The sequence below is a fragment of the Methylophilaceae bacterium genome, assembly GCA_018398995.1.
Classification (GTDB): Bacteria; Pseudomonadota; Gammaproteobacteria; order Burkholderiales; family Methylophilaceae.
The window spans coordinates 797,935-823,931 of sequence record CP073759.1 but is presented as its reverse complement, the minus strand read 5'-3'; the positions used below and the strand labels follow the sequence as shown (position 1 = coordinate 823,931).

Genomic DNA, 25,997 nt, shown 5'->3' with positions numbered 1-25,997 from the left:
GTTTTAGTCGCTAACTTCAAGTACAACGGGCGTATGGTCGCTTGGACGCTCCAGCTTTCTTGGTGCTTTATCAATGATGCAAGAAACACACTTGTCTTTCAGTGCATCACTGACCAAAATATGGTCAATGCGCATCCCGTGATTACGCCTAAAGCCCATCATGCGATAATCCCACCAACTAAAATGACCATCGCCAGCTTCAAATAATCTAAAGCTGTCATGTAGCCCTAGTGCAAGCAATGCTTCAAATGCATCACGCTCTTGTGGGCTCACCAGAATATTGCCTTCCCATGCAACAGGATCATGACAATCTCTATCATCCGGCGCAATATTGTAATCGCCCAATATCACCAGCTTGGGATATTTCTTCAACTCATCGTTAAGCCAGTGCCTCAGCGCTGTTAACCAACGCATTTTATAATCATACTTTTCTGATTCAACCGCTTGACCATTCACCACATACACACAAATAACGCGAACGCCGTTGATTGTTGCCGAGATAACACGCTTTTGCTCATCTTCAAAGCCAGCAATGCCATGCATGACATCCGTCATTTCGTGTGTGCTTAAAATTGCTACCCCATTGTAGGTTTTTTGCCCATTATGAATCGCATGGTAACCAGCATTTTGTAAATCAGCATAAGGAAACTTAGCATCTTCCTGCTTGGTTTCTTGTAAACACAACACGTCAATTGGATTTTCTGCTAACCAATCTAAAACATGTGGCAAACGCACATTTAAAGAATTGACGTTCCAAGTGGCTAATTTCATGAATAGGGATCTAATTGAATTTGAATGGCACTCACTTTATCACGCGCCTGTTTAATGGTCAAAATGCGCTTGTGAGATTAAGCTGCGATGATGCTTATCGAATGTTATCTAATGCGTTAGCCACACAAATGGCCGCATGCGCATCATTTGCTGCATATTGTATCTGATGTTTTTGTAGCGGATACGCTCCCCAATTGGATGTTTGCGCACCTTTAGTTAATCGCAATTTAAGCACCATCGCCACCGCTGACCTCACTCCAATAGTATTTTTCTCATCAACTAGATGCTTTAATTCAATTGATAAATCTTGCGTATTTATTATCTCAATTGCCAGCTTATTGCGCAGCTCCTTAATATCATCACGAATCCCAAACCCCACTTTTATAATATTCGCGTTACTTAATAAAGCATGAGCGGAAGCAACAGCCGCAGGAAAGCGCACAGGAAATAAAAAGGCTTTAGATGCAGTTGCAAGTTGGATTAAAGTCGGACCAGGACTCGCCTCACCTTGACGAAAAGTCGGTTTCGTTTCCGTATCGAAACCAAGCTTGGTTGCATGGTTTAAAACAGCTAATGCTTCAGCCGCATCTTGTTCAGTTTCCACAATGTGAATGTCAATAAGATTAAGCCCTTCATACATAGGGAGTGATCTAATTTCTTCTTTGGTTGGACGGTGCATGTGAACTCATTAAATGTTTAGATTGAACAATATCATGATTTAGGATGGAGTTTAGTTCATTGTTGACCAAGTCGGGGGTAGCCCGACGGCTAGTTACTTTCTTTTGCTTATCCAAAAGAAAGTAACTAGCCTAAAGGCGAAAAGGAAGGTTGCTTAAATGAGATAAATCGTGCGCACCGTAATCGAATCCGTTCTATGAACTCTGCTTTTTTAGACTTAATTGTCTTACGTCATCTATTGTTCCATACGAGAGGTGGTATCCCGTTTGATAGATGGATTAAGCATCTCTATTTGAACCCCACCAACGGGCAAACGTTGTCGAGCGCTTTGGTCGACATCTGTTGCAATGGTCCGAAAACGGGAAACTGCTTGTAGCCAGTTTGGATGTATCTGAGCTCTGTTGAGCTATGGAGATCGCTTATTAAGCCTAGGATAACAAGCTCTTCCTCCGAAAGGCACACATGCTCAGTAACAACATATTCGCACGCCGCGTACCAGCAGTTATCTAGATTGTGCCCCACCTTTTTCAAGTACCCTAGATCTACACCTTTCCATCTCAGATATGCCTTCAACACAAATTCGATCGCATGAGCGATTAAAAACATTACTGGCGCGGGGGCGACAACCTCGTAGCCCTTTCGATTGCCGATTACATTGTCTGCAGTAATAGCCGCATCGTAGTACTCACCGGAGTAACGTGCGAGGCCGATTGCCGATGTTCGATCTTCCTCGTTCATGATGACCAATGTAAAGTGGAGGTCAAAAAAGAGACTAATAATTTATCAGGACTGGATCTTATCGTGTTTAAAGAAATTATTATCATTATTAAATCAACAACTAAACCTTTTTATGCTGGCTATTTTATATTTATTAGATTGTATCCAAGCTTAGCCGACCATGAAAAAATTAATCACCCATCCCATTATGCCTCAACAAAGCATCCATACTAGGCTCTCTCCCCCTAAACGCCAAAAACGATTCCATCGCAGGTCTAGAGCCGCCTTTAGCTAATACTTCATTTTTAAAGCGACTGCCAGCTTCGTCTGAAAGCACACCTAACTCTTCAAACAAACTATAGGCATCGGCAGATAAGACTTCTGCCCATTTGTAGCTGTAATACCCTGCGGCGTAACCGCCTGCAAAAATATGGCTAAAGCTATTAGGAAAGCGATTCCATTTGGGTGGGCGTAGTACAGCAACTTCGTCACGCACCTGATCAATCACATCTAATGCGGTTAATTTGCCATTTGGATCAAAGTCACCATGTAGGCGCATGTCAAATAGTGAAAACTCGATTTGGCGGACGGTTTGCATACCCGCTTGAAAGTTTTTAGCTGCAATCATTTTGTCGAATAATTCGCGTGGTAGTTGGGCGCCTGTATCAACGTGTGCCGTCATATTGCGTAGCACTTCCCATTCCCAGCAAAAGTTTTCCATAAATTGGCTCGGTAATTCCACCGCATCCCATTCGACGCCTTTGATGCCGGAAACGCCATATTCTTCCACTTGCGTGAGCATGTGATGCAAGCCGTGGCCAAATTCATGGAACATGGTGGTGACTTCGTCATGCGTAAACAGAGCAGGTTTATTACCAACTGGTGCCGAGAAGTTGCAAGTGAGATAAGCCACAGGCAATTCGAGGCCAGTGGCTTTTTTGCGACGGGTAATGCATTCATCCATCCAAGCGCCGCCGCGTTTGTTTTGGCGTGCGTATAAATCTAGATAAAAGTAGGCAATGGGGTTATTGGCATGATCGCTAATTTCGTAAAAGCTGGCATCCTGATGCCAAACAGGCGCTTCGGATTTGCGTACATGTACGCCAAAAATAGTTTCGGTGACTTTAAATAAACCGGCCAGCACTTTTTCTTCTGGAAAGTATTGTTTTACTTCTTGGTCAGAAAAAGCATATTTTTCTTGGCGTAATTGTTCGCTCACAAAACCAACATCCCAAGCTTGCATATCGGTTAAGCCTAGTTTGTCTGCATATGCTAATAACTCTTCCATATCGCGTTCTGCATAGGGTTTAGCGCGTTGAGCGAGGGTATATAAAAATTCAGATACTTGCGCGGGTGTATCTGCCATTTTAGTGGCTAAAGACAATTCAGCGTAATTATTGAAGCCAAGTAGGTTGGCTTCTTCTTTTTTCAACTTAAGAATATCGCTAATTAAAGGTGTGTTATCCCATTCTGGTTTACTCAACTCAGATGCGCGTGTGGCATAAGCGCGATAGAGTATTTCGCGTAGTTGGCGATTTTCTGCATATTGCATGACAGGTAAATAAGAAGGGAAATGCAGGCTAAATAAATAACCTGTTTTACCAGCTACTGTTGCGGCTTCAGCAGCAGCTTCGATGGCATCCGCAGGAAGGCCTGCTAAGTCATTCACGTCAGTAATTAGGTGTGTGAAATCATTGGTGTTATCCATGATGTTTTCTTCAAACTTACTACTTAGTTTTGATAGCGCTTCGCTGATGGCTTTGAAACGCGCTTTTTGCTTGGCGGGTAATTCTGCACCACCTAGTTTAAAGTCGCGCACCTCGTGATTGATAATGGTTTGTTGCGTTGGACTCAGTTGCTTGAAATCTGCACTAGATTGAATGGCTTTAAATTTTGCATATAAGCGTTCATCTTGCGCTAAGTCACTCCCAAAATCAGTTAACTTCTGCAAACTTTCATTATAAGCCTCGCGCAATTCAGGGCTATTCACGACTGCATTCATATGACCCACTTGGCTCCAAGCGCGCCCTAGCTTTTCACTATGATCTTCTAACTTTAGTGCAAAATTTTCCCATGTTGGCGTTTCTTGGCTGGTTGCTAATTGTTCAACCAAGGCACGACCTTCAGCAATCAAGCTGTCAATAGCAGGATTGATATGCGCTGGTTTTATTTCATTAAATTTAGGTAGTCCAGAAAAGTGGAGTAGTGGATTTGATGACAAAGTGGTTCCTTCAAAAAGTGGCTTAATTGATTAAGCGTAGACAAAATGGATAACGATAGGTTTCACCCTTACTCGTAGAGATGGCGGCAATAATACAAAAAACAATATTGGCAAGCCAAATGATGGGGATCAGCATAATGCCGATGAGTACCCAAGATAAAATTGAGCCACATACAAACATGGCAATCGCAATGGTTATTTGAAAGTTAAGCGCTTCTTTGGATTGATCTGCAATAAAAGCGCTATCGCTCTTTTTTAATATCCACACGATCAGTGCTGGAACAAATGAAAACACAGTGCCAGCTAGATGCGTCATGGTGGCGATATTTTTATCATCATTGCTGGGGACTATAATTTCTGTGGCCATGTTGTGCTCCTGCGTTTTAATCTTGTGTTAGTGATTCAGTTTGTTAACGTGTAATTCTGTTTTTGCAACATCTTCCATTTTAAGGATTCTGTTCACAGCTTTGGTTATTTTATTCAGATTGCTCTGTAAAATTTTTTGCTTTACGCTTAACACTTGGCTTGGATGCATAGAAAATTGGCGTAGCCCCATGCCGAGCAATAATTTGGTTAATTGCATATCACCTGCCATTTCTCCGCAAACAGAAACAGTTTTATCAAATTTAGCGCCAGCCATAATCGTATGGGCAATTAAATGCAACACAGAAGGATGGAGCGAATTATATAAATGCGCAACTGTACTGTCAGTGCGATCAACAGCAAGTGTATATTGTGTGAGATCGTTGGTGCCTATTGAAAGAAAATCTAATTCACGCGCAAATGCGTTGGCGTTAATGGCTGCGGCTGGTACTTCTATCATGCCACCAAGTTCAATATTGTTATTGAATGGAATATTCTCTTTTTCTAGCGATTGTTTAGCATGTGCTAATAATAATTTAGTTTGTCGCAATTCGGCCAATGAAGTCAGCATGGGAATCAGTATTTTGATATTGCCATAATGCGATGCGCGCAACAATGCGCGAAATTGGGTATGAAAAATGTGTGGTTCTGTTAAACAAAGTCTAACCGCACGCAAACCTAATGCAGTATTGGATGTTTCTATATTATGGAGATTCACTTGTTTGTCAGCGCCAAGATCAAGTGTACGGATAATCACCGGTGCTTTTTTCATCGCTTGAGCAACCGTTTTATAAGCGACAAACTGCTCCTCTTCATCTGGTGGTTCTACCCGATTCATAAACAAAAACTCGGTGCGGAATAAACCAATACCTGTTGCACCTGATGCATGAATGGCATCCATCCCTTCAGGACTTTCAATGTTGGCAAATAAGGCGATGGGAGTGCCGTCAATGGTTTTGGAAACAGTTGATTTAATTAACAACAGTTTTTGTTGTTCTAATTCCCATTGGCGCTGGCGTAATGTGTATTGTTGAAGAATTTCTTTGCTAGGATTGACGATGACAACGCCTTGGCTACCATCAACAATAATGATTTCGCCTTCGCTGATTAAATCGCGTGCTTTTTTTAAAGCAACAATGGATGGAATATTCAGACTTCTTGCTAAAATCGCGGTATGAGATGTGACGCCGCCGACATCAGTAATAAAGCCAGAAAATTGGTTTTTTTTAAACTGAATGGCATCGGCAGGGGAGATGTCATGCGCGACCAAGATAATATCTTTATCATTACTTTTTTTAACGCCGTCACTCAATTGTGCGTTTGGGTGTCCTAGCAATGCTTTAATCACCCGCTCTACAACTTGAATAATATCTTGTTTGCGTTCGCGTAAATATTCATCAGTAAATGCATCAAACTGCTCGATGATGTTATCTAGCTGCAATTTAATAGCCCACTCTGCATTACATTGTTCTTGACGAATCATTTTTTTGGCGCCGTCCAAAAACGATTTATCGGACAAGATGGCAAGATGGGTATTAATAAAAGCGCCTAAGTCTCCCAGTAATGGCAATTCTTGGCGGATTGTTTCTAGATCTTGCTTAACTGTGTCGATGGCTTCAGTAAATCGTTTTACTTCAGCCGCAATACGCTTTTTGGGAAGCTGATAATGTGCAACCTCCAACAGGGCGTTAGAGATTAAATGGGCTTTACCAATGGTAATGCCTTGCGAAACAGCTACGCCATGTAAGCTAAAACTCGACAATTATTCGCTCTCATCAAAGTAATTATTGATGAGCGCCTTCAGTGCGTTAATCGCTTTTACTTCATCGGGGCCATTCGCTTCTATTTCGATGACAGAACCTTTTGCCGCGGCTAACATCATGACGCCCATAATGCTTTTTGCATTGACGCGTTTTCCGTTGCGCGTAATGGCAATCTCGCTTGAAAACCCACTTGCTATTTGTGTGAGCTTAGTAGAGGCTCTAGCATGCAGTCCTAGCTCGTTAATAATTTCAACATTTTCTTTTATCATGAAGGCATACAACCTTTCTCATTGAAATAAACTACACTTTCTTGACCGCTATTCATTGCTTTATTTAAACAATCGCTGAATGGCAAGTTGCGATAGCTGAGTGCAACAATTAACATGGGCAGGTTTAATCCAGAAATGCCCTGCGAGTGACTGCTACTGACTAGCTTCGTTGCAATGTTACAAGGTGTCCCGCCGTATATGTCAGAAAGCACTAAAACACCATCGCCTGAATCAATCTCATCTGCAATTGCTTGCGCTTGTTGTAACAATATCTCTGGTTCATCACTACTTTTAACTGCTAATGCATGTAGCTGTTTAGGCCTTTCTCCGAGCATGTGCGTGGCACACTCAATTAAACTTTCTCCCAGTCTTTCATGCGCAATAATTAAAATTCCAATCATATTAACCTTCAATCAGTAAACAATCAGTAAAACGTTTTATTGAGTGCCAGCATGTCTATTTTAGTCTAACTCTCGATGTCGAATAATGACTTTATATTGGGAGGCTTTAAAATAAGCACTTAATTGCTCTACAAAATAGACTGAGCGATGCTGACCACCTGTGCACCCAATACCAATTGTTAGATAACTGCGGTTATCTTGCTCAAAGCTAGACAACCACTTTTCAACAAACTGTTTAATGTCCGTCAACATTTCTATTGCCATTGGTGTATTTTCTAAAAAAGTAGCAACAGCTGCATCTTTACCTGTTAGTAAGCGTAATGCTTTATCGTAGTGTGGGTTTGGCAAGCTGCGTACATCAAAGATAAAATCAGCATCAAGCGGTAATCCGTTCTTAAATCCAAACGAGCTAAATAGCAGTACCATTTTATTAGATGGTTGGGCGATGAGTTCGCGCACATGTTTGCGTAAAGCATTAGCATTGCTATTGCTGGTGTCAATGCGATGGGCAATCTGACTTAAGTTAGAGAGCAAATCCTGTTCATGCGCAATACTTTCAGCTAGTGTGGTTTCTTTATCACTTAAAGGATGTTTGCGTCTTGTTTCGCTGAACCGTTTGACGAGCGTTTCTGTGCTGGCTTCTAAGAAAATTAAATCAACGATATGAGCACGCTGTTTTAACAAGGCAATAGCATTAGGCAAGGTTTCGATTGCAGCGCTGCGGCTATCAATACTCACCGCAATATTCTGATGTGTATTGGTTTCGATATGCTGTGAGATAAGTGGCAACATGGTTGCTGGTAAATTATCAATACAGTAAAAACCACTGTCTTCTAATGCGCGCAGTGCAACACTTTTACCAGAGCCAGATAGTCCTGTTAAGATAATTAAATGCACGTTATTGAGCCTTTTAAGATTGAAATCTGTTCACTAGTATAGTGTAACATTCTGTGCAAAATTTAATAGAAGTGTAAATAGTGCAGGAGGCGCTTGTGACCGCCTCAAGTATGATGACTTGAGACGGTGTTGAACAGACGCGCTGTGATGCGTCTGAAAAGTGATTATCTTACATTAACTAAGTGACTGGTGCTTGAGAGCGCCATTCACCTTGTGATGGTCGCTATTTTTTTCTTTGTGTTTTAATACTTGGCGATCCAGTTTGTCTGTCAAAATATCGATGGCACTATACATGTTTTCATCGCTACTTTCGGCATGCAAATCATTACCAGGAACGTGTAGTGTTGCTTCAACTTTTTGAGCCAGCTTTTCTACGCGCAGGGTTACTTTTACATCAATCACATGGTCAAAATGATTGCTTATTCGTCCTAGTTTTGTTTCTACGTACTCCCTTAAGGCAAGTGTAACTTCTAGATGATGTCCTGTTAATTGTAAATTCATAATAAGATCCTTTTTTTAAGTTTGTTCTTCGGTTTTTACGTTAGAAAACTAACTCAATAAAAAACCAAGAACACTTTTAGTGTACACCTTTTAGGGTGAATGTAACTAGCCCAGTTGGTGATTTTACCTATTTATTATAATGATTTGCGTAGGTTTGCTGGCGGAATATTGAGTGCCTCGCGATACTTGGCAATGGTGCGTCTGGCGACAACAATGCCTTGTTTAGAGAGAATTTCGCTGATTTGATTGTCGGAAAGTGGTTTTTTGCTGTTTTCTTCGGCCACCAGTTGCTTGATCAGTGCGCGAATGGCGGTAGCAGAACATTCTCCACCCGAATCAGTGGAGACGTGGCTACCAAAAAAGTATTTCAGTTCAAAAACACCTCTTGGCGTCAGCATATATTTATGTGTGGTCACTCTTGAAATGGTCGATTCATGGAGTTCCAATTCTTCTGCAATTTCACGCAGCACCAGCGGCCGCATCGCAATTTCGCCATGCTCAAAAAAGTTACGTTGTCTATCGATGATTGCTTGCGAAACACGCAAAATGGTCGAGAAACGCTGTTGAATATTTTTGATCATCCAGCGTGCTTCTTGCATTTGACTTTGTAAGTATTGGCCTGAATTCTCACGATTGCGTTTTAATATGTCGGCATACATTTGATTAATACGTAATTTTGGCATGACGCCATCATTAAGCGTGGCAACCCAAATGCCTTTTATTTTTTTGACAATCACTTCATGTTGTATAAAGTGATCAGGACTAAATTGTGCAAAACTTGCCCCAGGTCTTGGATTTTGTAATTGAATGAGCGCCTGTGCACGCCTCAAGCTTTCTTCATTGCAGCTAACGAGTTTACGTAACTTGTTAAAATCTTTATTGGCCAGCACGTGCAAGTGGTCTTTTACAATCATTTTTGCCAGTGCTAGATCGGGCACATTGTGCGGTAGTGTATTGAGTTGCAATAAAATACACTCTTGTAAATTAGTGGCACCAATGCCGATTGGATCTAAATTTTGTATATGTTTGAGTGCTGTTTCTAGTTCAACAAACTCTATTTCGAGCTCATCAGGCAGCGAATTCATGATGTCTTCAAGGGATGACTCAAGATAGCCGTTCTCATTAATGCTATCAATGAGCAATAACATGATTCGCTGGTCTCTATCAGACAATGTTAATAATTTAATTTGGTCTAATAAGTGATTGCGTAAACTGGTAACAACAGTTTCTTGACGCGTAAAATCATCATCGTCTTCGTCACTATGTTGCCTGCTACCTTCGTCCCATGGGCTTGCGCTACCATACTCTTCATAATCTTCATCAAAATCACTTTGCTTAAAATCATTTTCTGAGAGGGGTGCCTCTGTTAATGGCTCTTGGGCACCGGCATCATGCGTTTCTTCATTTGCATGATGATCATCACCATTGGCTTCATGCTCATCGATTGGATGATCGTTGTTTGTTTCTTTCGATAATTGATTTGTACTTTCATCACCACTATGCTCATCACCACTAAGCTCATCATCTCCCTCAACCAATTCTAGGAGTGGATTGTCTTGTAAAATCATTTCAAGCTCTTGATTAAGCTCAAGTGTAGATAATTGCAGTAAACGAATAGACTGCTGTAATTGTGGCGTTAGCGCAAGATTTTGCGAGATCTTTAATTGTAAGCTTTGTTTCATCGCTATTTTTAATTAGAGTTTAAAGTCTTTGCCTAAATATACTTCACGTACAGCTTCATTGCTGATGATTTCTGATGGGCTACCAGAAGCGAATACCGTCCCTTCGTTGACAATATAAGCACGATCACAAATGCCCAATGTTTCACGTACATTGTGGTCTGTAATCAACACACCAATATTGCGTGAGGACAAAAAACGAATAATTTTTTGAATATCCAATACCGCGATTGGATCAATACCAGCAAAAGGCTCATCTAGCAAAATAAAGCTAGGATTGGCTGCTAAACAACGGGCAATTTCAACGCGTCTACGCTCACCGCCAGATAAACTCACCGCCGTATTGCTACGAATGTGCATGATGTTTAAATCTTGTAACAGTGATTCTAGTCGGTCATTGCGCGCTTTTTCTGACAGTTGTTGCAACTCAAGCACTGCCATGATGTTTTCTGAAACGGATAGTTTACGAAAAATAGAGGGTTCTTGAGGCAAATACGCCAGCCCTTTATTTGCACGCAAATGGATGGGTCTGTGACTAAGGTCATCACCATCAAGGATAATACGACCCGAGTCTAAAGGGAGCAAACCAACCATCATATAAAAGCTTGTGGTTTTGCCTGCGCCGTTAGGACCAAGCAAGCCGACGACTTCCCCACTATTAATTTGCAGAGAAATATCATGTACAACCGTACGTGATTTGTAAGATTTGCGGAGGTGTTCTACAACAAGTTGGCTCATAATATTAAGTTATTCAGTTGTGATGGTAAGCTCATTACTTAATTTTAGGCTAGGTGCGCTTGGTGTTGTTTGCACGCTAGAGGTCGTTTTATTTTTTGGCTGGATAATTGCTCTGACTCGACCGCTTTCAGGACCCGCACTTTCAGATTTTTCACCGCCAATCACTTCAGCATATTCCGCATTGGCATCATAACTAATGTAATCGCCATAAACGATATCCTCTCCACGTTTTACCCATGCCTTGGTGTAAAGCTCCACCTTGTCCATACGTCCGTCATATTCAATTCTTCTGGCACTGCCTGTCATGTATTCGTTTTTACCTTCACGCTTTTGTTTGAATGTTGTTGGGTTACCTGTAGACGTGCTGCTCTGGAATCCGTTTTTACCTTCACGCACAATCAGTTTATCGGCATGAATAACCAATGTGCCTTGAGTTAACACTACGCCACCAATATAAGTACTGATTTTTTTAGCGTCATCAACGATAACGCTATCAGCTTCCAACTCAATTGGTTTGTCTCGATCAGCCGCTTCAGCATGTGCCCGCTCGGCAGAAAGTAAGCTAGTGGCCAGTACGGCAATGTAAAAAAGCTGCGTCATGATTAGCTGGCATTTGCTCAATCGCATGCTGTTGAAGTGATCATTAGTTTGTTGGTTTTTCATAATGTGCATTTACTTTTTTAAGTAGCCGTATGGTTTTATTGCGCTTGTCGTAGATCATGCCAGTTGCATGAATCACCGTTTTAGGTGCTTGTTTAATGACAACAGGACGATCAGTTTTTGCTAAATCTTTGTTAGGAAAAATAGTTAACTTATCGGTAAATACATGCATTTCACCACTATCTATAGTTGCCTCTCGTACAACCACAACATCTTTCAACACTTCAATTTCTTCACCATCACTAGAAACATTCGCGTGATTACCTTCAATTTGGGTGTAGGGTTTATTGATTGCATATTGCGTATATTTAGGTTGTTTTAAGACGGTACTATCATCGTCTGGATAATGCGTCATTTTGTCTGCAGCCAAAATATAGCGTAATTTGCCTGTCTCATCCGTCTGTTGCGTGACAAAATTTTCCATCATGTAGTCGGGGTCGTGTCGATTGCTGCCATCGGTTCTGGGCCCTTGTTGATCAACAGATTGGTTAATCCAAAACGTGATGAGCGCCATAAAGCCGGCCAAAATCAGTGGGAATAAAATCGTTGAGCGATTAGGCATGTTCTACGGCACTTGTTTATTGAAAGTATTTGCTGGTCACTGTGTCAAAGGTATGTTGTGCAGTCATAATGAGTTCGCAAACTTCTCTGATCGCGCCTTTTCCAGCTTGGCTATTTGTAATGTAGTGCGCATATGGCTTAACAGCCGTTTGTGCAGTTGGCACCGTAATGGCAAGACCACACTTGCGCATTGGTGGAATATCAACAATATCATCCCCCATAAATGCAGCTTCATCTGGACTAATGCCCAACTGATTAATCAAATCATCAAATGCAAGTCCTTTGTCTTCAACGCCTTGATAGCAATGTGTAATATGATTCGTTTCTGCGCGTATCTTCACTACATTAGAAGTGCGGCCAGTAATGATGGCCATTTTAACATCAGTTTTGTTTAGTAATTTCATGCCCAAACCATCATGCGAATGAAAGACTTTATATTCCTGACCATCGTCGCCTATGATCAAACTACCATCCGTCATGACGCCATCAACGTCTAAAATAAGCACTTTAATTTTTTTTGCTCGCGCAATAATTGATTCTGATACGTTGCTCAATTTTTCTTCTTTCTATATTAAATGATTTTTGCCATTAATAAATCATGCATGTTAAATGCACCCACTAACTTGCGCGCTTCATCTGTTACCAGCAGGCCATTGATTTTATGATGTTCCATTATTTCAATGGCTTCAGCCGCCAATTTTTTGGCAATAATCGTGGTGGGATTGGCGTGCATCACCTCTGTGATGATGGTGGACTGCGTGTTGTTGCCTGCCGCAAACACGCGACGTAAATCACCATCGGTAAAAATACCAATCAGCTGATAGTGTTGATTAACGATTGCCGTAAAGCCCAAGCCTTTATGCGTCATTTCAAGTAGCGCATCAGCAAGCGTTGCCGTATCCATGACATAAGGAATAGCATCACCAGAGCGCATAATGTCTTCAACACGGGTGATTAAGCGCCTGCCCAGACTGCCGCCAGGATGCGATTTTGCAAAATCTTCAGCAGAAAAATCTCTACAGTCTAATACACATACTGCGAGCGCATCGCCAAGTGCAAGTGCGGCGGTGGTGCTGGCTGTCGGCGATAAACCGAGCGGACACGCTTCTTGAGAGACTTCTGCACTAAGATGAATATCTGCTTGCTTAGCTAACGTTGACGTTTTTCTGCCAGTGATACCAATCACTTTAGCGCCTAAACGCTTAATGGTTGGGAGGATGTTGATGATTTCGTCACTTTCACCCGAGTTTGAGAGTGTAATCACCACATCGTCACTGGTGATCATGCCTAAATCACCATGGCTAGCTTCAGCCGGGTGCATAAAAAAAGCAGGTGTGCCTGTACTAGCCAATGTTGCGGCAATTTTGCCGCCAATATGACCAGATTTACCTATGCCACTTACGACAATACGTCCTTTACAATGTAAAATAAGTGCAACAGCGGCTTCAAAGTTTGCATCTAAGTTTGAAGCGAGCGTTTCAATTTCTTTTGCTTCAATCATTAGCACTTTGCGCGCTAGTGTAAGAGATGCACGTTTAGGTGAATGTAACTGTTCTGTTTGCAGTAATGTAGGGCTCATATACAATTAGTATAAAAGGGAATCGCTCTTGAATCAAAGTAAAAACACAGCTTTTTGCCTAAATAGAGACAGGTAGGCACAATTTTTGCGTATTTGTTTATTCTTGGCGTTTATATAAAAAATTGAGAAAGAAAATCATTGTTTAATTCACTTGCCAGTATTCTGTTAGTGCTTACCAGCTCCGTTCTGTTCGTGGCGTTTTTTCGCGCTTTACGATTGCCACCTATGCTTGCTTATTTTGTGGTTGGTGTGCTATTTGGCCCATATGCTTTCAGCTTATTGCCAGATACAGAGTCAGGTCGACATTTGGCAGAATTTGGCATTGTGTTTTTAATGTTTAGTATCGGTTTAGAGTTTAGTTTGCCCAAGTTATATGCGATGCGTAAAACTTTATTTGGTTTAGGCGGCGCTCAGGTGGTGATTACGATGGCAGTCATTATGGCTGTTTGCTGGATAGCTGGATTAAGTTTAACGGTTGCTTTTATTGTAGCCTCAGCTTTAACCATGTCTTCAACAGCTATTGTTTCAAAGATACTCATGGAGCGTGTTGATTTAAATTCACGTCATGGCCGACTCAGTATAGGCATTTTATTATTTCAAGATTTAGCCGTTATTCCAATTTTAGTGCTTATTCCTGCATTAAGTTCACAGTCTGCTGATTTAGTTAACTTGCTTGGTTTGGCGTTGATTAAAACAGTCGTTTTATTATTCATTTTGTTCAAGTTTGGTAAAACAGTTATTAACTTTTGGTTTGGCTTAGTGGCTAGACAACGTTCTCGTGAGTTGTTCGTGATGAATGTTTTGATGGTCACCTTGTTACTGGCTTTTGCAACTAATCTTGCTGGTTTATCTTATGCCTTGGGTGCTTTTATTGCCGGCATGTTAATTTCAGAAACGCGCTATCGTTACCAAGTTGAATCAGATATTGCGTCCTTCCGTGATATTTTGATGGGTCTATTTTTTATCAGTGTGGGCATGCTGCTCGATTTTAATTATTTAATCCACAATATTCTATTGGTCTCTGCTTTATTATTGGCTTTTGTTTTGTTTAAAGCAGTTGTGATTACCGTATTGGTTCGATTGTTTGGGTTTGAGTGGGGCGTTGGTATGCGCACTGGTGTGATTTTGGCACAAGCAGGTGAGTTTGGGTTTGTGATTTTAACCTTAGGATTAGGTCGTGGATTAATTGCTGGTGCTGAGTTGCAATTGGTGCTTTCAGCGTGTTTGTTATCGATGATTACTGCACCATTTATCATTCAATATAATGGACGTATTGCGCGGAAATTAGCAAAAAGCTACCTCATGAACAGCAATCAAAAAGATGAAGCATTGCAAGAAATTGGTAAAACGCTACACGGTCATGTGATTCTGTGTGGCTATGGCAGAAGTGGCCAATACCTGGGGCGATTTTTAAAAGAAGAGAATATTCCTTTTATTGCCTTGGATATTGACCCTACCCGTGTTCATGAGGCAACAGTGGCCGGTGAGCATGTGATGTATGGTGATGCCAGTAGAGGCGCTGTGTTGGAGGCTGCAGGCGCGGCACATGCAAAAGCACTGATTGTCAGTTATGCCGATATGCGATCTTCGATGAAAGTATTGCATATTACCCAAGAAAATTATCCTACATTGCCAGTGATTGTGCGAACCTCAGATGAAACGCACATGGAAGCATTTAGAGCGGCTGGGGCAACGGAAGTGGTGCCAGAAGTGCTAGAGGGTAGCTTGATGTTGGCGTCCCATGCGCTTGTCATTCTCGGTGTGCCGCTCAATCGCGTGGTGAAACGTATTCGCTTATTCCGCGAAGAGCGCTACCAAATGTTTAAAGGTTATTTCAGAGGCACCTCAGATGAGAGCGCAGAGTTTGGTAATAACGAGCAATTAACATTGCACCCAGTTGAAATTGGTAGCAATGCCTATGCCAATAAAAAATCCTTACGACATATTGATTTGGCTGAGTTTGGCGTTGAAGTACAGCATTTGCGCCGGCCTGATATGCGGACAGACATCATGCCGCGTCCAGATATTGTGTTAATGGAGGGAGATGTTGTGGTGCTGTTAGGCACACAGCAAGGTATAACCGCAGCTGAGATGTATTTGACCTCAGGCAAAACGCGATAATGGCTTCAAATGTTGTGGTAGTAGGTGGCGGCATAGTCGGCTGCATGACTGCTTTGGCGTTGGTGCAAGCTGGCCACCACGTCATCGTTGTCGAGCGCAACCAAATTGCAGCACAAACATCAGGAGAAGCCTCTTGGGCAGGTGCTGGTTTATTGTTTCCACTTTTGCCTTGGTTTTATCAACAAGAAGTGAATCGGCTAAGTTTGGAAGGTGCTGCTTTATATCCGGATATTTGTCAGCAATTAAGGCAACAAACAGGCATAGACCCTGAATATATCCAAAGTGGGCTGTTAATAAAACCACCTTTTGATGTAAGGCTAGCGCTTAGCTCGTGTCAGCAAAATAACATTGCGGTAGAAAAGCAAGCAGAAGATTTGTTTTTGCCTCACGTAGGGCAAGTACGCAACCCAATATTAATGCAGGCGCTCAAGCAAAGCTTGATATTGCATGGTGTGACATTAATGGAAAATACACAACTAGCGCCAATCATAGAAACAACGCAAATAAATGCTTGGACAACATCCAGCGGCGAAATAATCGAGGGTGATTGTTTTATTGTCACTTCTGGCGCATGGAGCTTTGAGCTGCTAAAAGCAACGGCATCAACAGTCAATATTAAACCGATGCGTGGGCAAATGTTGCTCTATAAAGTGCCAATTAATCATTTAACGACGATTGTGTATCAAGATGGCTTTTACTTGGTGCCGCGCAAAGATGGTTATTTGTTGGCAGGTAGCACACTAGAGGATGTTGGTTTTGACGCTGGTGTGACTGACATCGTTAAACAAGAAATGCAAGCCAAAGCCGAAGCGATGATGCCAAGCTTAAAGCAAGCGCCCATTGTTAAGCATTGGAGCGGTTTGCGGCCTGGCACTCCAAACAACTTGCCAACAATTGGCCCGCACCCAACGATTAAGAATCTCTATCTGAATACAGGTCATTTTCGATATGGTCTCACCATGGCGCCAGCCTGCGCAAAAATGGTTGCCAATTTAATCATATAATCTACGCATGCGTGGCAAGTTGCCAATGACCAGATTTACCACCTTGTTTTTCTAATAACCGAATATCGCTGATGGTCATGCCTCTATCAACTGCTTTGCACATATCATAAATCGTCAGTAAGCCCACACTCACCGCGCTGAGGGCTTCCATTTCAACGCCGTTGAAAACCGTTATGGGAGATTTAATCTATTTTTAAAATTAATTAAAAGTCTTAAACCTTAAATTGTTAAAAAATAATTGGGACTTAATTAACCCAATTAAAAATGTATCACAAATTGTCATTAATTGAATAGGAGCGGCTTCACCTTAGTCGAGTTTTAGTTGAGAACTAAATCGACTACTTTTGGTAGTAGAGTTTTATGTAATCAATAATAATTATAGCTTTTGAGGGCTAGCATTATGATTACTGAAAATTTGCCTACTTTAACTTCACAAGACATAATAAGACACAGAACAGCTGCTATTTTAGGAACAGTTACGCCAGTACCTGGTTACCCAAAAAAACTCAAAGTTTATCTAAATAATGCATCACCGTATTGGCAAGCGGTATATTGGGATAGAGGCAAGACTTATCGCCGCAGTCTTAAAACAACCGACAAATTAACTGCTTATAAAAATGCCAAGCTATTTTATGAGCAATTAATTCTCGCTAAATATCAGCATCCAGCTCACTTACAAAATCATATTATCACTCCAATCAATCAGCCTACTCAATCAATTCAGCCAGATCATAGCTTTAAGCTAATTGCCTTACAGTGGATTTCGCGTAAATCAGTAAAATGGACAGCGCGGCACAAACTGATGGTAGAAAAGAGGTTAGAAAAAAATATCTACAAGTTCGTAGGCAATAAAAATATACAGCGTATTACTAGGAAAGAACTATTGGCTTTGATGCAGAAAATTGAGGCGCGTGGTGCAAACGATGTGGCTAAGCGTGTATTAAATGACTGTAGGCAAATATGGCAATACGCAATGGTGATTGGCATTTGTAAGCAAGACATTACCGTTGGCTTGAATGCAGCATTGCATGGGCACGTCGTTGTTCATCAAAAAGCAGTAGCGACTGAATAGTTACCAGAACTAATGCGAGCGATTGCGAACTATGACAAAGCAGGTGATGAAATAACACGCTATGGTTTACAGCTGATGGCAATGACATTTGTGCGTAAAAATGAGTTGCTATTAGCACAGTGGCAGGAGTTTGATTTTGATAAACAGCTTTGGAAGATACCAGCAGAGCGCATGAAAATGCGGGTTGAGCATGTTGTGCCATTGTCAGTTCATGCGATTTCAATTCTTCAGCATATTCAGCAAACTTATCCAAGTAGTAAATACGTATTTCATAAAGCCAACAAGCCGTTGGTAGATCACGCACTCATCCAAGCACTTTATTGGCTTGGCTACAAAGGAAGAATGACAGTACATGGCTTTCGCGCTATTGCAAGCACAATATTAAATGAACAAGGCTTTAGGGCTGACGTCATTGAAAGGCAGTTAGCACACGCAGAAAGTAATCAAGTCCGTCGTGCTTACAACCGTGCGCAATATATGCCTGAGCGTATAGAGATGATGGATTGGTGGAGTACTTATTTGGATAAAATCACGCCATTTGTTACCAGCGATTAATAGGAAAATATCGACTATTTTTAGTATTTAAAAAGTATTAATCGATTCAATAACATAAAGGCAATTAACTTTTGCAGCAGCGTTAGTTGCTGGTGCTTCAAGCGCACAAGCTGGTATCATGATCCCAGCTGGTGATTGGACACTAGACATCGGCGGTGTGGTAAATGCTTACTACACTTCAACAAGTTACAGTGGCGATAATGGTCCTGCAGGCGTTTTGGGTCTTGGCTCGGGCGACCAAGATACAACAAATAACATTACTACTGGTCTTTTACCTAACTACCTATCAGTTTCTGGTAAAACACGTCAAAACGATTTAGATGTTGCTTTCACTATCTCAATCAACCCAGGTGCTTCTACTACAAACGGTGGTATTCAAGGTTCTAACCAAGAAAACCGTCAAGCATTCTTAACATTTGGTGATGCTTCATGGGGTTCTATCAAGCTAGGTAAAGATTTAGGTATCTATGCTTCTGACGCGATCCTAAACGACATGACACTATTAGGTGTTGGTGGTGGTGCTGGTTCTCTAGCTGGTAATACAACTACAGTAGGTCGTATCGGCTCAGGTTTTATGTATGCTGACTGGAAATCACAAGTAGCTTACACATCACCAAACTGGAACGGTTTTGATTTCACAGTGGGTGTAACACAATCATGGAATGCTGTTGGTAATGCTTTAGGTAACGATTTTGGTAGTGCTAATAGTACTGGCCGTGGCGGCTCGTCTCCTGCTTTCGAAGGTAAAGCGTCATATGCATGGACAGGTGATGTTGCTGGTAAAGTATGGGCATCATTTATCTCACAAAAAGTTGATGGTTTAGAAACAGACGTGAGTACTCCAGTTGCGTTGGGTGATGACCGTGCGACAGCTTTTGATATAGGTACCACTGTTAACATTGCAGGTTTAGGTTTAACAGCTTACTACGGTAATGGTGATGGTATTGGTCAAACTCATCAGCTTTATGATGGTTTTGATTCAACAGGTAAGTCACGTGATTCAGATCAATGGTACGTACAAGCTACATACGTATTGCCAACTACGACTAAAGTTGGTGTTTCGTATGGTGAGTCTACTTTAGATGGTAACTCTATTGATACATTCGACTCGGCTGAAGATTCAATGTGGACAATTGGTGCATACCACCCAATCACAAAACATTTGAACTTGGTTGCTGAATACTCAGAAGCTGAGCGAGATCGTGACAACAATGGTTCTATTGCAGACGTAAAAGCAAAAGCAAAAACAATTTCACTTGGTGCGATCTTATTCTTCTAGGATAAAATCAATCTGATACAGCATTACGCTGTAGTGTGATTAAAAACGGCAACTTCGGTTGCCGTTTTTTATTGTGTCCAAAGTAAACAACACGTATGATAATTAAAGACTTTTATTCATAGAGTCGTTCAGGAGCTTGAAATGATTTATAAGAATATATTGGCGTTTGCTAGCGTAGTTTTGCTTTGTATTGGATGCGCTAGTACGCCCATGACATCACAACATACAACTGATAACGGACCTGTGGCTGTGCAAGTGCTTGAAGGGGCTCCGTTGCCATCAGACGCATTGATTGATAATAAAAAGTCAGTGATTTTTGGCGAAGGTTTATTGTGGACTGGTCGTGTTGAAGTGAACACTGGATTAAGTGCTGAAGAAGTAATTAGGTTTTTTATTAATGAATATCCAACTGTAGGGTGGTCATTTTTATCGTCAAGCAAATCACAGACTTCTGTACTTATTTTTGTTGGCAAAAACAAAACACTAACTGCAGAAATTCAAAATAAATCATTTGGATCTGGAGCTAAAATTATTCTTACAGTTGCGCCCGCTAATCAAAATTAGCAGTTTTAATTTGCAGTTGTTAACCTTGTTGATTACACTGCTTTGTGACTTTGCCAATGACCAGATTTACCACCTTGTTTTTCTAATAACCGAATATCGCTGATGGTCATGCCTCTATCAACTGCTTTGCACATATCATAAATCGTCAGTAAGCCCACACTCACCGCGCTGAGGGCTTCCATTTCAACGCCAGTTTGCCCCGTGGTTTCTGCTGTAACCGTGCAGCTAATACAGTTTGTAGTTTCATTAATAGCAAATGCAACTGCCACTTTGCTCAGGCTAATCGGATGGCAAAGTGGAATTAAGTCTGCCGTTTTTTTACTCGCTTGAATGGCAGCAATACGCGCAATACCAAGCACATCGCCTTTTTTGGTATCGCCAGACTGAATAAGCGATAAGGTGCTGGCCAGCATCGTGATATGACCGCTAGCGACGGCAATGCGCAGTGTGGTTGCTTTGTCGCCAATATCAACCATATGGGCTTGTCCGTGATGATCAAAGTGGGTTAATTTATCCATGCCTTACTTTCTATGGTTGATTAAATATGAACTTGCCTCATAAAAACATTATCATAACAATACTGCAATCAATCTATTTTTTATGTCACGTCTATTCTATCTATTATTAACAGTTGCTCTTTTTAGTTCAAGTGCTAGTTTTGCTGGTGGTACTCTATCGGGCACAAATTATAGTAAGCCAGTCGATCTTGATACAAAGTTGCCTGCTGATTTACACGCAGACCTGCCCGATTTAGGTGATGTGTCACAAACCGTATTATCTGCACAAGATGAGCAGCGGATTGCTGAGCAAATTTTGGCTGAGGTGGCAGTGAGTGATGAGGTGTTGCAGGACGCCGAAATTCAGGACTATTTGCAAGCGCTAGGTAATCGCCTAGCTGCAGCGAGTGACGATAAAAGGCAAACTTTTCATTTTTTTATTGTGAAAGATTTATCAATTAATGCGTTTGCAATGCCTGGTGGTGTCATTGGCGTTCATACTGGTTTGTTTTTATCATCTAATTCAGAATCTGAGCTTGCCAGTGTGCTTGGACATGAAATTGGTCATGTCACACAGCGTCATTTGGCGCGTATACTGGCTAAGCAAAAGACAGATACTTTTAAAAATATTGCAGGTATTGCCGTGGCGTTATTGGTTGCGCGTAGTAATCCGCAACTGGCATCTGGCGCCATGGCAACCTCTTCAGCAGCCAGCATTCAAAGACAACTTGATTACACGCGTGAACACGAACGTGAAGCGGATAGAGTTGGTTTAAGTATTTTAGATAATGCAGGATTTGACCCGAGAGGGATGCCAGCATTTTTTACTACTTTGCAGCGTGGTTCGCGCTTTATGGAGGGGAGTGCGCCGAGTTTTCTACGCACACATCCGCTGACTTCTGAGCGTATTTCTGATGTTGAGAATCGGGTAGTCAATATGCCGTATAGGCAGGTGGTATCCAGTTTGGATTATTATTTTGTCCGTGCTAAATTACGGGCAAACAATGGATTGGCACAAACTGTCGTTGATCAATTTCAACATAATATTAAGACAGGTCGCTATGCGAATGAAGTGGCTGAGCACTATGGATTGGCTGTGGCAATGCTGCGAAAAAATGATGCAGCAGGTGCAAGTCAGCAGGTTAAATGGTTGGATAATCGTCAGGTTAAAAGTGCGTTTATAGAAAACCTCAAAGCACGCATTGCGGTGGCAGAAAATAATCCGCAAAAAGTTGCGCAACAGTATGATTTGGCATTGCAACAATATCCAGAGAATAGAGCATTAATCTATGGCTATGCTGATCATTTTTTGGCGCTTAAACAAACAAAAGAAATGGTTGAATTAATCAGAGCTAAACAACCATTGTTCCCCCTAGATGCCCATCTTTATGAGCTATTAGCAAAAGCTTATTTTGTCGAGCAAAAAGATTTATTACGCTTTCAAGCACAGGGGGAGGCTTATTATCGGCAATATAATATCAGCAAAGCGATTGAGCAGATGGAGTTTGCAACTAAGGCTAAAGATGGTTCTTTTTATGAAAAGTCGATTGTTGAGGCACGTTTGAAGGATTTGCAACGTTTACAAAAAATGAAGAAGCCAGATTAAAGAAGAGAGCGTGATGATGCATGATGAAACGTAGAGATTTTATAGGATTAAGCTTTCTATCCATCTTATTTTCCCCGCTGAATGCGTTGGCGGCATTGTGGAATGCGGCTGCTTTTCAAGCAGAAACGACGATAGAAGCAGAGCAAAGCCTATCCATTGCAAATGCAGTGGCGAGTGACGCAATTGAGATTATTGCGCCCAGTCACGCCGAAAATGGCGCAATTGTGCAGTTGGCTGTGCATAGCCATATTGCCAATACAGAAGCGATTGCTGTTTTTGTGGATAACAATCCGACTGCGCTAATTGGCAACTATATGTTTTATCAACAAGCCGCGCCTTGGATGGTGACGCGCATTAAAATGGCAGAAACATCAGATATTAAAATTATTGTGAAATCTGGCAATCAATATTTCACGGCTACCAAGCAAGTCAAAGTGTTAGAAAATGGCTGTGGTGGAAGCAGCAATAGCCGTGAGCAATTTAAATCGAGCATGAAGATTCGCGCCAAACAGCTGACTAATAGTGATGTAACGCAAATCAAAGTCATTATTACCCATCCCATGCACACGGGGTATGGCAAAGATGATAAAGGTAAGCTTATTCCTGCTCACTTTATTCAACTTGTCACCATTAAGCATAACAATCAACCTGTCATTGAGATGCAATTGGGTACTGGTATATCTAAAAATCCCTATTTAACATTTCATCTTAATCAAGCAAGACTGGGTGACATCATTATCGTGGAGTGGGAAGATAATCTCGGATATGCTGGTCAGTCTGAAACAAAAGTAACGGTATAACTGTCATATCAATGCTTTAAGATAGACTTAAGATAAATCAGTTTTCTGATAAGTATTATTTATCTAACTGATAAGAACAATCAAATTTACTAAATTTAAGCCTGCCTCTATAATGTGCGCATGGATTAGATATACCATTTTTTAACAACTAACTAAAGGAAAAAATATGTCACTTATTAATACACAAGTACAACCATTCAAAGCACAGGCCTTTCATAACGGTAAATTTATCGAAGTAACCGAAGCAAGTTTAAAAGGTAAATGGTCTGTTTTGATTTTTATGCCAGCAGCGTTTACATTTAACTGCCCAACAGAAGTAGAAGATGCTGCGGACAATTATGCAGAGTTCCAAAAAATTGGTGCAGAAGTTTATATTGTGACAACAGATACACATTTCTCACACAAAGTATGGCACGAAACTTCACCAGCGGTTGGTAAAGCAAAATTCCCATTAGTGGGTGATCCAACACATCAATTGACACATGCGTTTGGTGTGCATATTCCTGAAGAAGGTCTTGCATTAAGAGGTACGTTTATTATCAATCCAGAAGGTGTGATTAAAACGCTTGAAATTCACGATAATGCCATTGCACGTGATGTGAAAGAAACAGTGCGTAAATTAAAAGCAGCAAAATTTGTTGCAGAACATCCAAACGAAGTTTGTCCAGCTAAATGGAATGAAGGCGCTGCAACACTAACACCTTCACTAGATTTAGTCGGTAAGATTTAATCGCGTATTAGGTTGGTAGTAATTGCTAGGGCAAAACCCTAGCAAGCATTAAAACGGGCGTTGTCCAAAAGATAGCGCCTTTTTTGACCTTGAAATTATGTAAAGAGAGTAATCATGGCACTAGAACAAGATATCAAAACCCAATTGCAAACATATCTACAAATGTTGCGTGAACCTATTGTGTTGGCAGCGTCATTAGATGACAGCGCTGCTGCAAAAGAGATGCATGAATTGTTAGTTGAAATTGCCGCTATGTCGGACAAAATTAACCTCGTTCAAGAAGAAAACGAACGTAAACCATCTTTTGCCGTAAAACGTGGCGAAACACACAGCCAAGCGGGTAAAGCCGTTGGCGTGCGCTTTGCGGGTATCCCACTAGGACATGAATTTACTTCATTGGTTTTGGCTTTGCTGCATACAGGCGGTCATCCAATGAAATTAGAACAAGAGAAAATAGACCAAATTGCCGCGATAGAAGGCGAATTTCACTTTGAGACTTACGTTTCTTTAAGTTGCCATAACTGCCCCGATGTTGTTCAAGCGCTGAATATGATGGCTGTGATTAATCCTAACATTACACATGTGATGGTAGAAGGTGGTTTGTATCAAGATGAAATAAAAGCAAAAGAGATTATGTCTGTACCCACTATTTATTTGAATGGTGAAGTGTTTGGCGCAGGCCGCATGGAGCTAGACGAAATCTTGGTTAAGGTGGATACGGGTGCTGTCGCACGTGAAGCAAAAAAATTAGATGAAAAACCACCTTATGATGTACTGATTATTGGTGGCGGTCCAGCGGGTGCATCATCTGCAATTTATGCTGCCCGTAAAGGCATTAAAACAGGCATTGTGGCTGAGCGCTTTGGTGGGCAAGTGATGGATACCCTTGCGATTGAGAACTTTATATCTGTAAAAGAAACCGATGGCCCTAAATTGGTGATGGCGCTAGAAGAGCATGTAAAGAGTTATGATGTCGATATCATGAACTTGCAACGCGCAGTGAGCCTTGCTGAGCCAGGTAAATCAGGTAATAAGAATAACGACTATATTGAGGTTAAGTTAGAGAGTGGTGCTACCCTAAAAAGCAAAGCCGTTATCTTAGCCACAGGTGCACGCTGGCGTGAATTAAATGTACCTGGAGAAAAAGAGTACCGTGGTAAAGGTGTGGCCTATTGCCCACATTGCGATGGTCCTTTATTTAAAGGTAAACCCGTTGCAGTTGTTGGTGGTGGTAACTCGGGAGTTGAAGCCGCAATTGACTTGGCTGGGTTTGTTGCTCATGTGACTGTGTTGCAGTTTGATACCGAGTTAAAAGCGGATGCGGTATTGCAAAGAAAATTACGTTCTTTAGATAACGTGACGATTATTCCAAGCGCGCAAACAACAGCCATCACTGGCGATGGCAATAAAATGAATGGGTTAGATTATACCGATCGAGTAACAGGTGAAGCTAAGCACTTAGAGCTAGATGCAGTTTTTGTGCAAATTGGTTTATTACCTAATAGCGATTGGCTAAAAGGTACCGTCAATTTAAGCAAGTTTGGTGAAGTAGAAATTAATGCGCACAACGCAACTTCATTACCCGGTGTGTTTGCGGCAGGCGATGTGACCACTGCGCCTTATAAGCAAATTATTATTGCCATGGGTGAAGGTTCAAAAGCAGCATTGGGTGCGTTTGATTATTTGATTAGACAATAACGCTTGTAAAAAAAAGCGGTAACCAGCATGCGCTTGTTACCGCTTTTTAGTTATTTGGTTTTGCAGGTATTAATGCCCAATAGCGTATAAGCAGGGCAGAAATTCAATAAACCAGTCAACAATGGTGCAATGCCTATCCATGCCCATGTCGGTCCCGACGCGAATAATGCCCATGCAATCAATGCTAAACCTACGATGATTCTTAAAGGTCGATCAAAACCACCTACATTCTTTTTCATATCGCTCTCCTTAAATTAATCAATGTTAAGTACA

28 protein-coding genes and 2 pseudogenes are annotated in these 25,997 nt (G+C 41.4%); 11 read left to right on the top strand and 19 right to left on the bottom strand.

Annotated elements, in window-relative coordinates; translation table 11 throughout:
- Nucleotides 1–3: 3 nt before the first annotated feature.
- The 16 genes from xth to KFB94_04215 form a co-directional block, all read right to left on the bottom strand.
- Nucleotides 4–771 (bottom strand): exodeoxyribonuclease III, encoded by a 768-nt coding sequence (gene xth / locus KFB94_04290; GenBank protein ID QVL46318.1) that lies wholly within the window; start codon nt 769–771, stop codon nt 4–6.
- A 94-nt stretch (nt 772–865) separates the two neighbouring features.
- A complete protein-coding gene (locus tag KFB94_04285; protein QVL46317.1) occupies nt 866–1,450 on the bottom strand; it encodes a 3'-5' exonuclease domain-containing protein 2 in 585 nt (194 codons plus the stop codon).
- 287 nt (nt 1,451–1,737) lie between these two features.
- Entirely contained in the window at nt 1,738–2,187 is a 450-nt protein-coding gene (locus KFB94_04280; GenBank protein QVL46316.1) for a hypothetical protein, read from the bottom strand.
- Nucleotides 2,188–2,356: 169 nt separating this feature from the next.
- On the bottom strand, nt 2,357–4,387 hold the full coding sequence (locus tag KFB94_04275; GenBank protein QVL46315.1) for a M3 family metallopeptidase: 2,031 nt from the start codon (nt 4,385–4,387) through the stop codon (nt 2,357–2,359).
- Between the two features lie 22 nt (nt 4,388–4,409).
- On the bottom strand, nt 4,410–4,754 hold the full coding sequence (locus KFB94_04270) for a DUF4870 domain-containing protein (protein QVL46314.1): 345 nt from the start codon (nt 4,752–4,754) through the stop codon (nt 4,410–4,412).
- A 27-nt stretch (nt 4,755–4,781) separates the two neighbouring features.
- A complete protein-coding gene (gene ptsP / locus KFB94_04265; GenBank protein ID QVL46313.1) occupies nt 4,782–6,512 on the bottom strand; it encodes a phosphoenolpyruvate--protein phosphotransferase in 1,731 nt (576 codons plus the stop codon).
- Nucleotides 6,513–6,782, bottom strand: a complete 270-nt coding sequence (locus KFB94_04260; protein ID QVL46312.1) for an HPr family phosphocarrier protein — start codon at nt 6,780–6,782, stop codon at nt 6,513–6,515.
- Complete coding sequence (locus KFB94_04255) at nt 6,779–7,183, bottom strand: PTS fructose transporter subunit IIA (GenBank protein QVL46311.1); 405 nt, start codon at nt 7,181–7,183, stop codon at nt 6,779–6,781. Before KFB94_04255 ends, KFB94_04260 begins: the two co-directional genes overlap by 4 nt.
- 60 nt (nt 7,184–7,243) lie before the next feature.
- Nucleotides 7,244–8,080, bottom strand: coding sequence for an RNase adapter RapZ (gene rapZ / locus KFB94_04250; GenBank protein ID QVL46310.1), 837 nt, complete (start codon nt 8,078–8,080; stop codon nt 7,244–7,246).
- A gap of 174 nt (nt 8,081–8,254) precedes the next feature.
- Nucleotides 8,255–8,581 carry a ribosome-associated translation inhibitor RaiA gene (gene raiA, locus KFB94_04245; protein ID QVL46309.1) on the bottom strand — a complete coding sequence of 109 codons (327 nt, stop codon included), beginning with the start codon at nt 8,579–8,581 and terminating at the stop codon, nt 8,255–8,257.
- Nucleotides 8,582–8,715: 134 nt separating this feature from the next.
- Nucleotides 8,716–10,263, bottom strand: coding sequence for an RNA polymerase factor sigma-54 (locus KFB94_04240; protein ID QVL46308.1), 1,548 nt, complete (start codon nt 10,261–10,263; stop codon nt 8,716–8,718).
- Nucleotides 10,264–10,275: 12 nt separating this feature from the next.
- Entirely contained in the window at nt 10,276–10,998 is a 723-nt protein-coding gene (gene lptB / locus KFB94_04235; GenBank protein ID QVL46307.1) for an LPS export ABC transporter ATP-binding protein, read from the bottom strand.
- A 9-nt stretch (nt 10,999–11,007) separates the two neighbouring features.
- Complete coding sequence (gene lptA, locus KFB94_04230) at nt 11,008–11,625, bottom strand: lipopolysaccharide transport periplasmic protein LptA (GenBank protein QVL46569.1); 618 nt, start codon at nt 11,623–11,625, stop codon at nt 11,008–11,010.
- Between the two features lie 16 nt (nt 11,626–11,641).
- Complete coding sequence (gene lptC / locus KFB94_04225; GenBank protein ID QVL46306.1) at nt 11,642–12,220, bottom strand: LPS export ABC transporter periplasmic protein LptC; 579 nt, start codon at nt 12,218–12,220, stop codon at nt 11,642–11,644.
- Between the two features lie 16 nt (nt 12,221–12,236).
- Entirely contained in the window at nt 12,237–12,698 is a 462-nt protein-coding gene (locus KFB94_04220) for an HAD hydrolase family protein (GenBank protein ID QVL46568.1), read from the bottom strand.
- 92 nt (nt 12,699–12,790) lie between these two features.
- Nucleotides 12,791–13,798, bottom strand: a complete 1,008-nt coding sequence (locus KFB94_04215; GenBank protein ID QVL46305.1) for a KpsF/GutQ family sugar-phosphate isomerase — start codon at nt 13,796–13,798, stop codon at nt 12,791–12,793.
- 138 nt (nt 13,799–13,936) lie between these two features.
- Between KFB94_04215 and KFB94_04210 the strand changes: the two genes are divergently transcribed.
- Nucleotides 13,937–15,919: a cation:proton antiporter gene (locus KFB94_04210; GenBank protein QVL46304.1), complete on the top strand. Its 1,983-nt coding sequence runs from the start codon at nt 13,937–13,939 to the stop codon at nt 15,917–15,919.
- The gene (locus KFB94_04205) at nt 15,919–16,923 is read left to right on the top strand and encodes an FAD-dependent oxidoreductase (protein ID QVL46303.1); all 1,005 of its coding nucleotides are present in this window, start codon (nt 15,919–15,921) and stop codon (nt 16,921–16,923) included. The genes KFB94_04210 and KFB94_04205 overlap by 1 nt, the downstream gene beginning before the upstream one ends.
- A gap of 1 nt (nt 16,924) precedes the next feature.
- On the opposite strand, the pseudogene moaC (KFB94_04200) reads toward KFB94_04205, so the two are convergent.
- Nucleotides 16,925–17,083 (bottom strand): annotated as a pseudogene (gene moaC, locus KFB94_04200) (cyclic pyranopterin monophosphate synthase MoaC).
- A gap of 240 nt (nt 17,084–17,323) precedes the next feature.
- Here moaC (KFB94_04200) and KFB94_04195 point away from each other — a divergent pair.
- The 4 genes from KFB94_04195 to KFB94_04180 all read left to right on the top strand — a co-directional run bounded on the left by KFB94_04195 (nt 17,324) and on the right by KFB94_04180 (nt 20,393).
- Nucleotides 17,324–17,995, top strand: a complete 672-nt coding sequence (locus tag KFB94_04195) for a hypothetical protein (protein QVL46302.1) — start codon at nt 17,324–17,326, stop codon at nt 17,993–17,995.
- 12 nt (nt 17,996–18,007) lie between these two features.
- Nucleotides 18,008–18,550 carry a site-specific integrase gene (locus KFB94_04190; protein QVL46301.1) on the top strand — a complete coding sequence of 181 codons (543 nt, stop codon included), beginning with the start codon at nt 18,008–18,010 and terminating at the stop codon, nt 18,548–18,550.
- Between the two features lie 118 nt (nt 18,551–18,668).
- Entirely contained in the window at nt 18,669–19,829 is a 1,161-nt protein-coding gene (locus tag KFB94_04185) for a porin (GenBank protein QVL46300.1), read from the top strand.
- Nucleotides 19,830–20,072: 243 nt separating this feature from the next.
- Nucleotides 20,073–20,393: a hypothetical protein gene (locus KFB94_04180; GenBank protein QVL46299.1), complete on the top strand. Its 321-nt coding sequence runs from the start codon at nt 20,073–20,075 to the stop codon at nt 20,391–20,393.
- Between the two features lie 32 nt (nt 20,394–20,425).
- Here KFB94_04180 and moaC (KFB94_04175) read toward each other — a convergent pair whose 3' ends face one another.
- Nucleotides 20,426–20,911, bottom strand: coding sequence for a cyclic pyranopterin monophosphate synthase MoaC (gene moaC / locus KFB94_04175; protein QVL46298.1), 486 nt, complete (start codon nt 20,909–20,911; stop codon nt 20,426–20,428).
- Nucleotides 20,912–20,993: 82 nt separating this feature from the next.
- Between moaC (KFB94_04175) and KFB94_04170 the strand changes: the two genes are divergently transcribed.
- The 5 genes and pseudogenes from KFB94_04170 to ahpF all read left to right on the top strand — a co-directional run bounded on the left by KFB94_04170 (nt 20,994) and on the right by ahpF (nt 25,724).
- On the top strand, nt 20,994–22,496 hold the full coding sequence (locus KFB94_04170; protein ID QVL46297.1) for a M48 family metallopeptidase: 1,503 nt from the start codon (nt 20,994–20,996) through the stop codon (nt 22,494–22,496).
- 23 nt (nt 22,497–22,519) lie between these two features.
- Nucleotides 22,520–22,951: pseudogene (locus KFB94_04165) on the top strand (thiosulfate oxidation carrier protein SoxY).
- Between the two features lie 36 nt (nt 22,952–22,987).
- Entirely contained in the window at nt 22,988–23,296 is a 309-nt protein-coding gene (gene soxZ, locus KFB94_04160; protein QVL46567.1) for a thiosulfate oxidation carrier complex protein SoxZ, read from the top strand.
- Between the two features lie 166 nt (nt 23,297–23,462).
- Nucleotides 23,463–24,026 carry a peroxiredoxin gene (ahpC, locus tag KFB94_04155; GenBank protein QVL46296.1) on the top strand — a complete coding sequence of 188 codons (564 nt, stop codon included), beginning with the start codon at nt 23,463–23,465 and terminating at the stop codon, nt 24,024–24,026.
- Between the two features lie 114 nt (nt 24,027–24,140).
- Nucleotides 24,141–25,724 (top strand): alkyl hydroperoxide reductase subunit F, encoded by a 1,584-nt coding sequence (gene ahpF / locus KFB94_04150; GenBank protein QVL46295.1) that lies wholly within the window; start codon nt 24,141–24,143, stop codon nt 25,722–25,724.
- Nucleotides 25,725–25,774: 50 nt separating this feature from the next.
- Here the strand turns inward: ahpF and KFB94_04145 are convergent, their stop codons facing one another.
- Nucleotides 25,775–25,963, bottom strand: coding sequence for a DUF2892 domain-containing protein (locus KFB94_04145; GenBank protein ID QVL46294.1), 189 nt, complete (start codon nt 25,961–25,963; stop codon nt 25,775–25,777).
- Nucleotides 25,964–25,997: the final 34 nt, after the last annotated feature.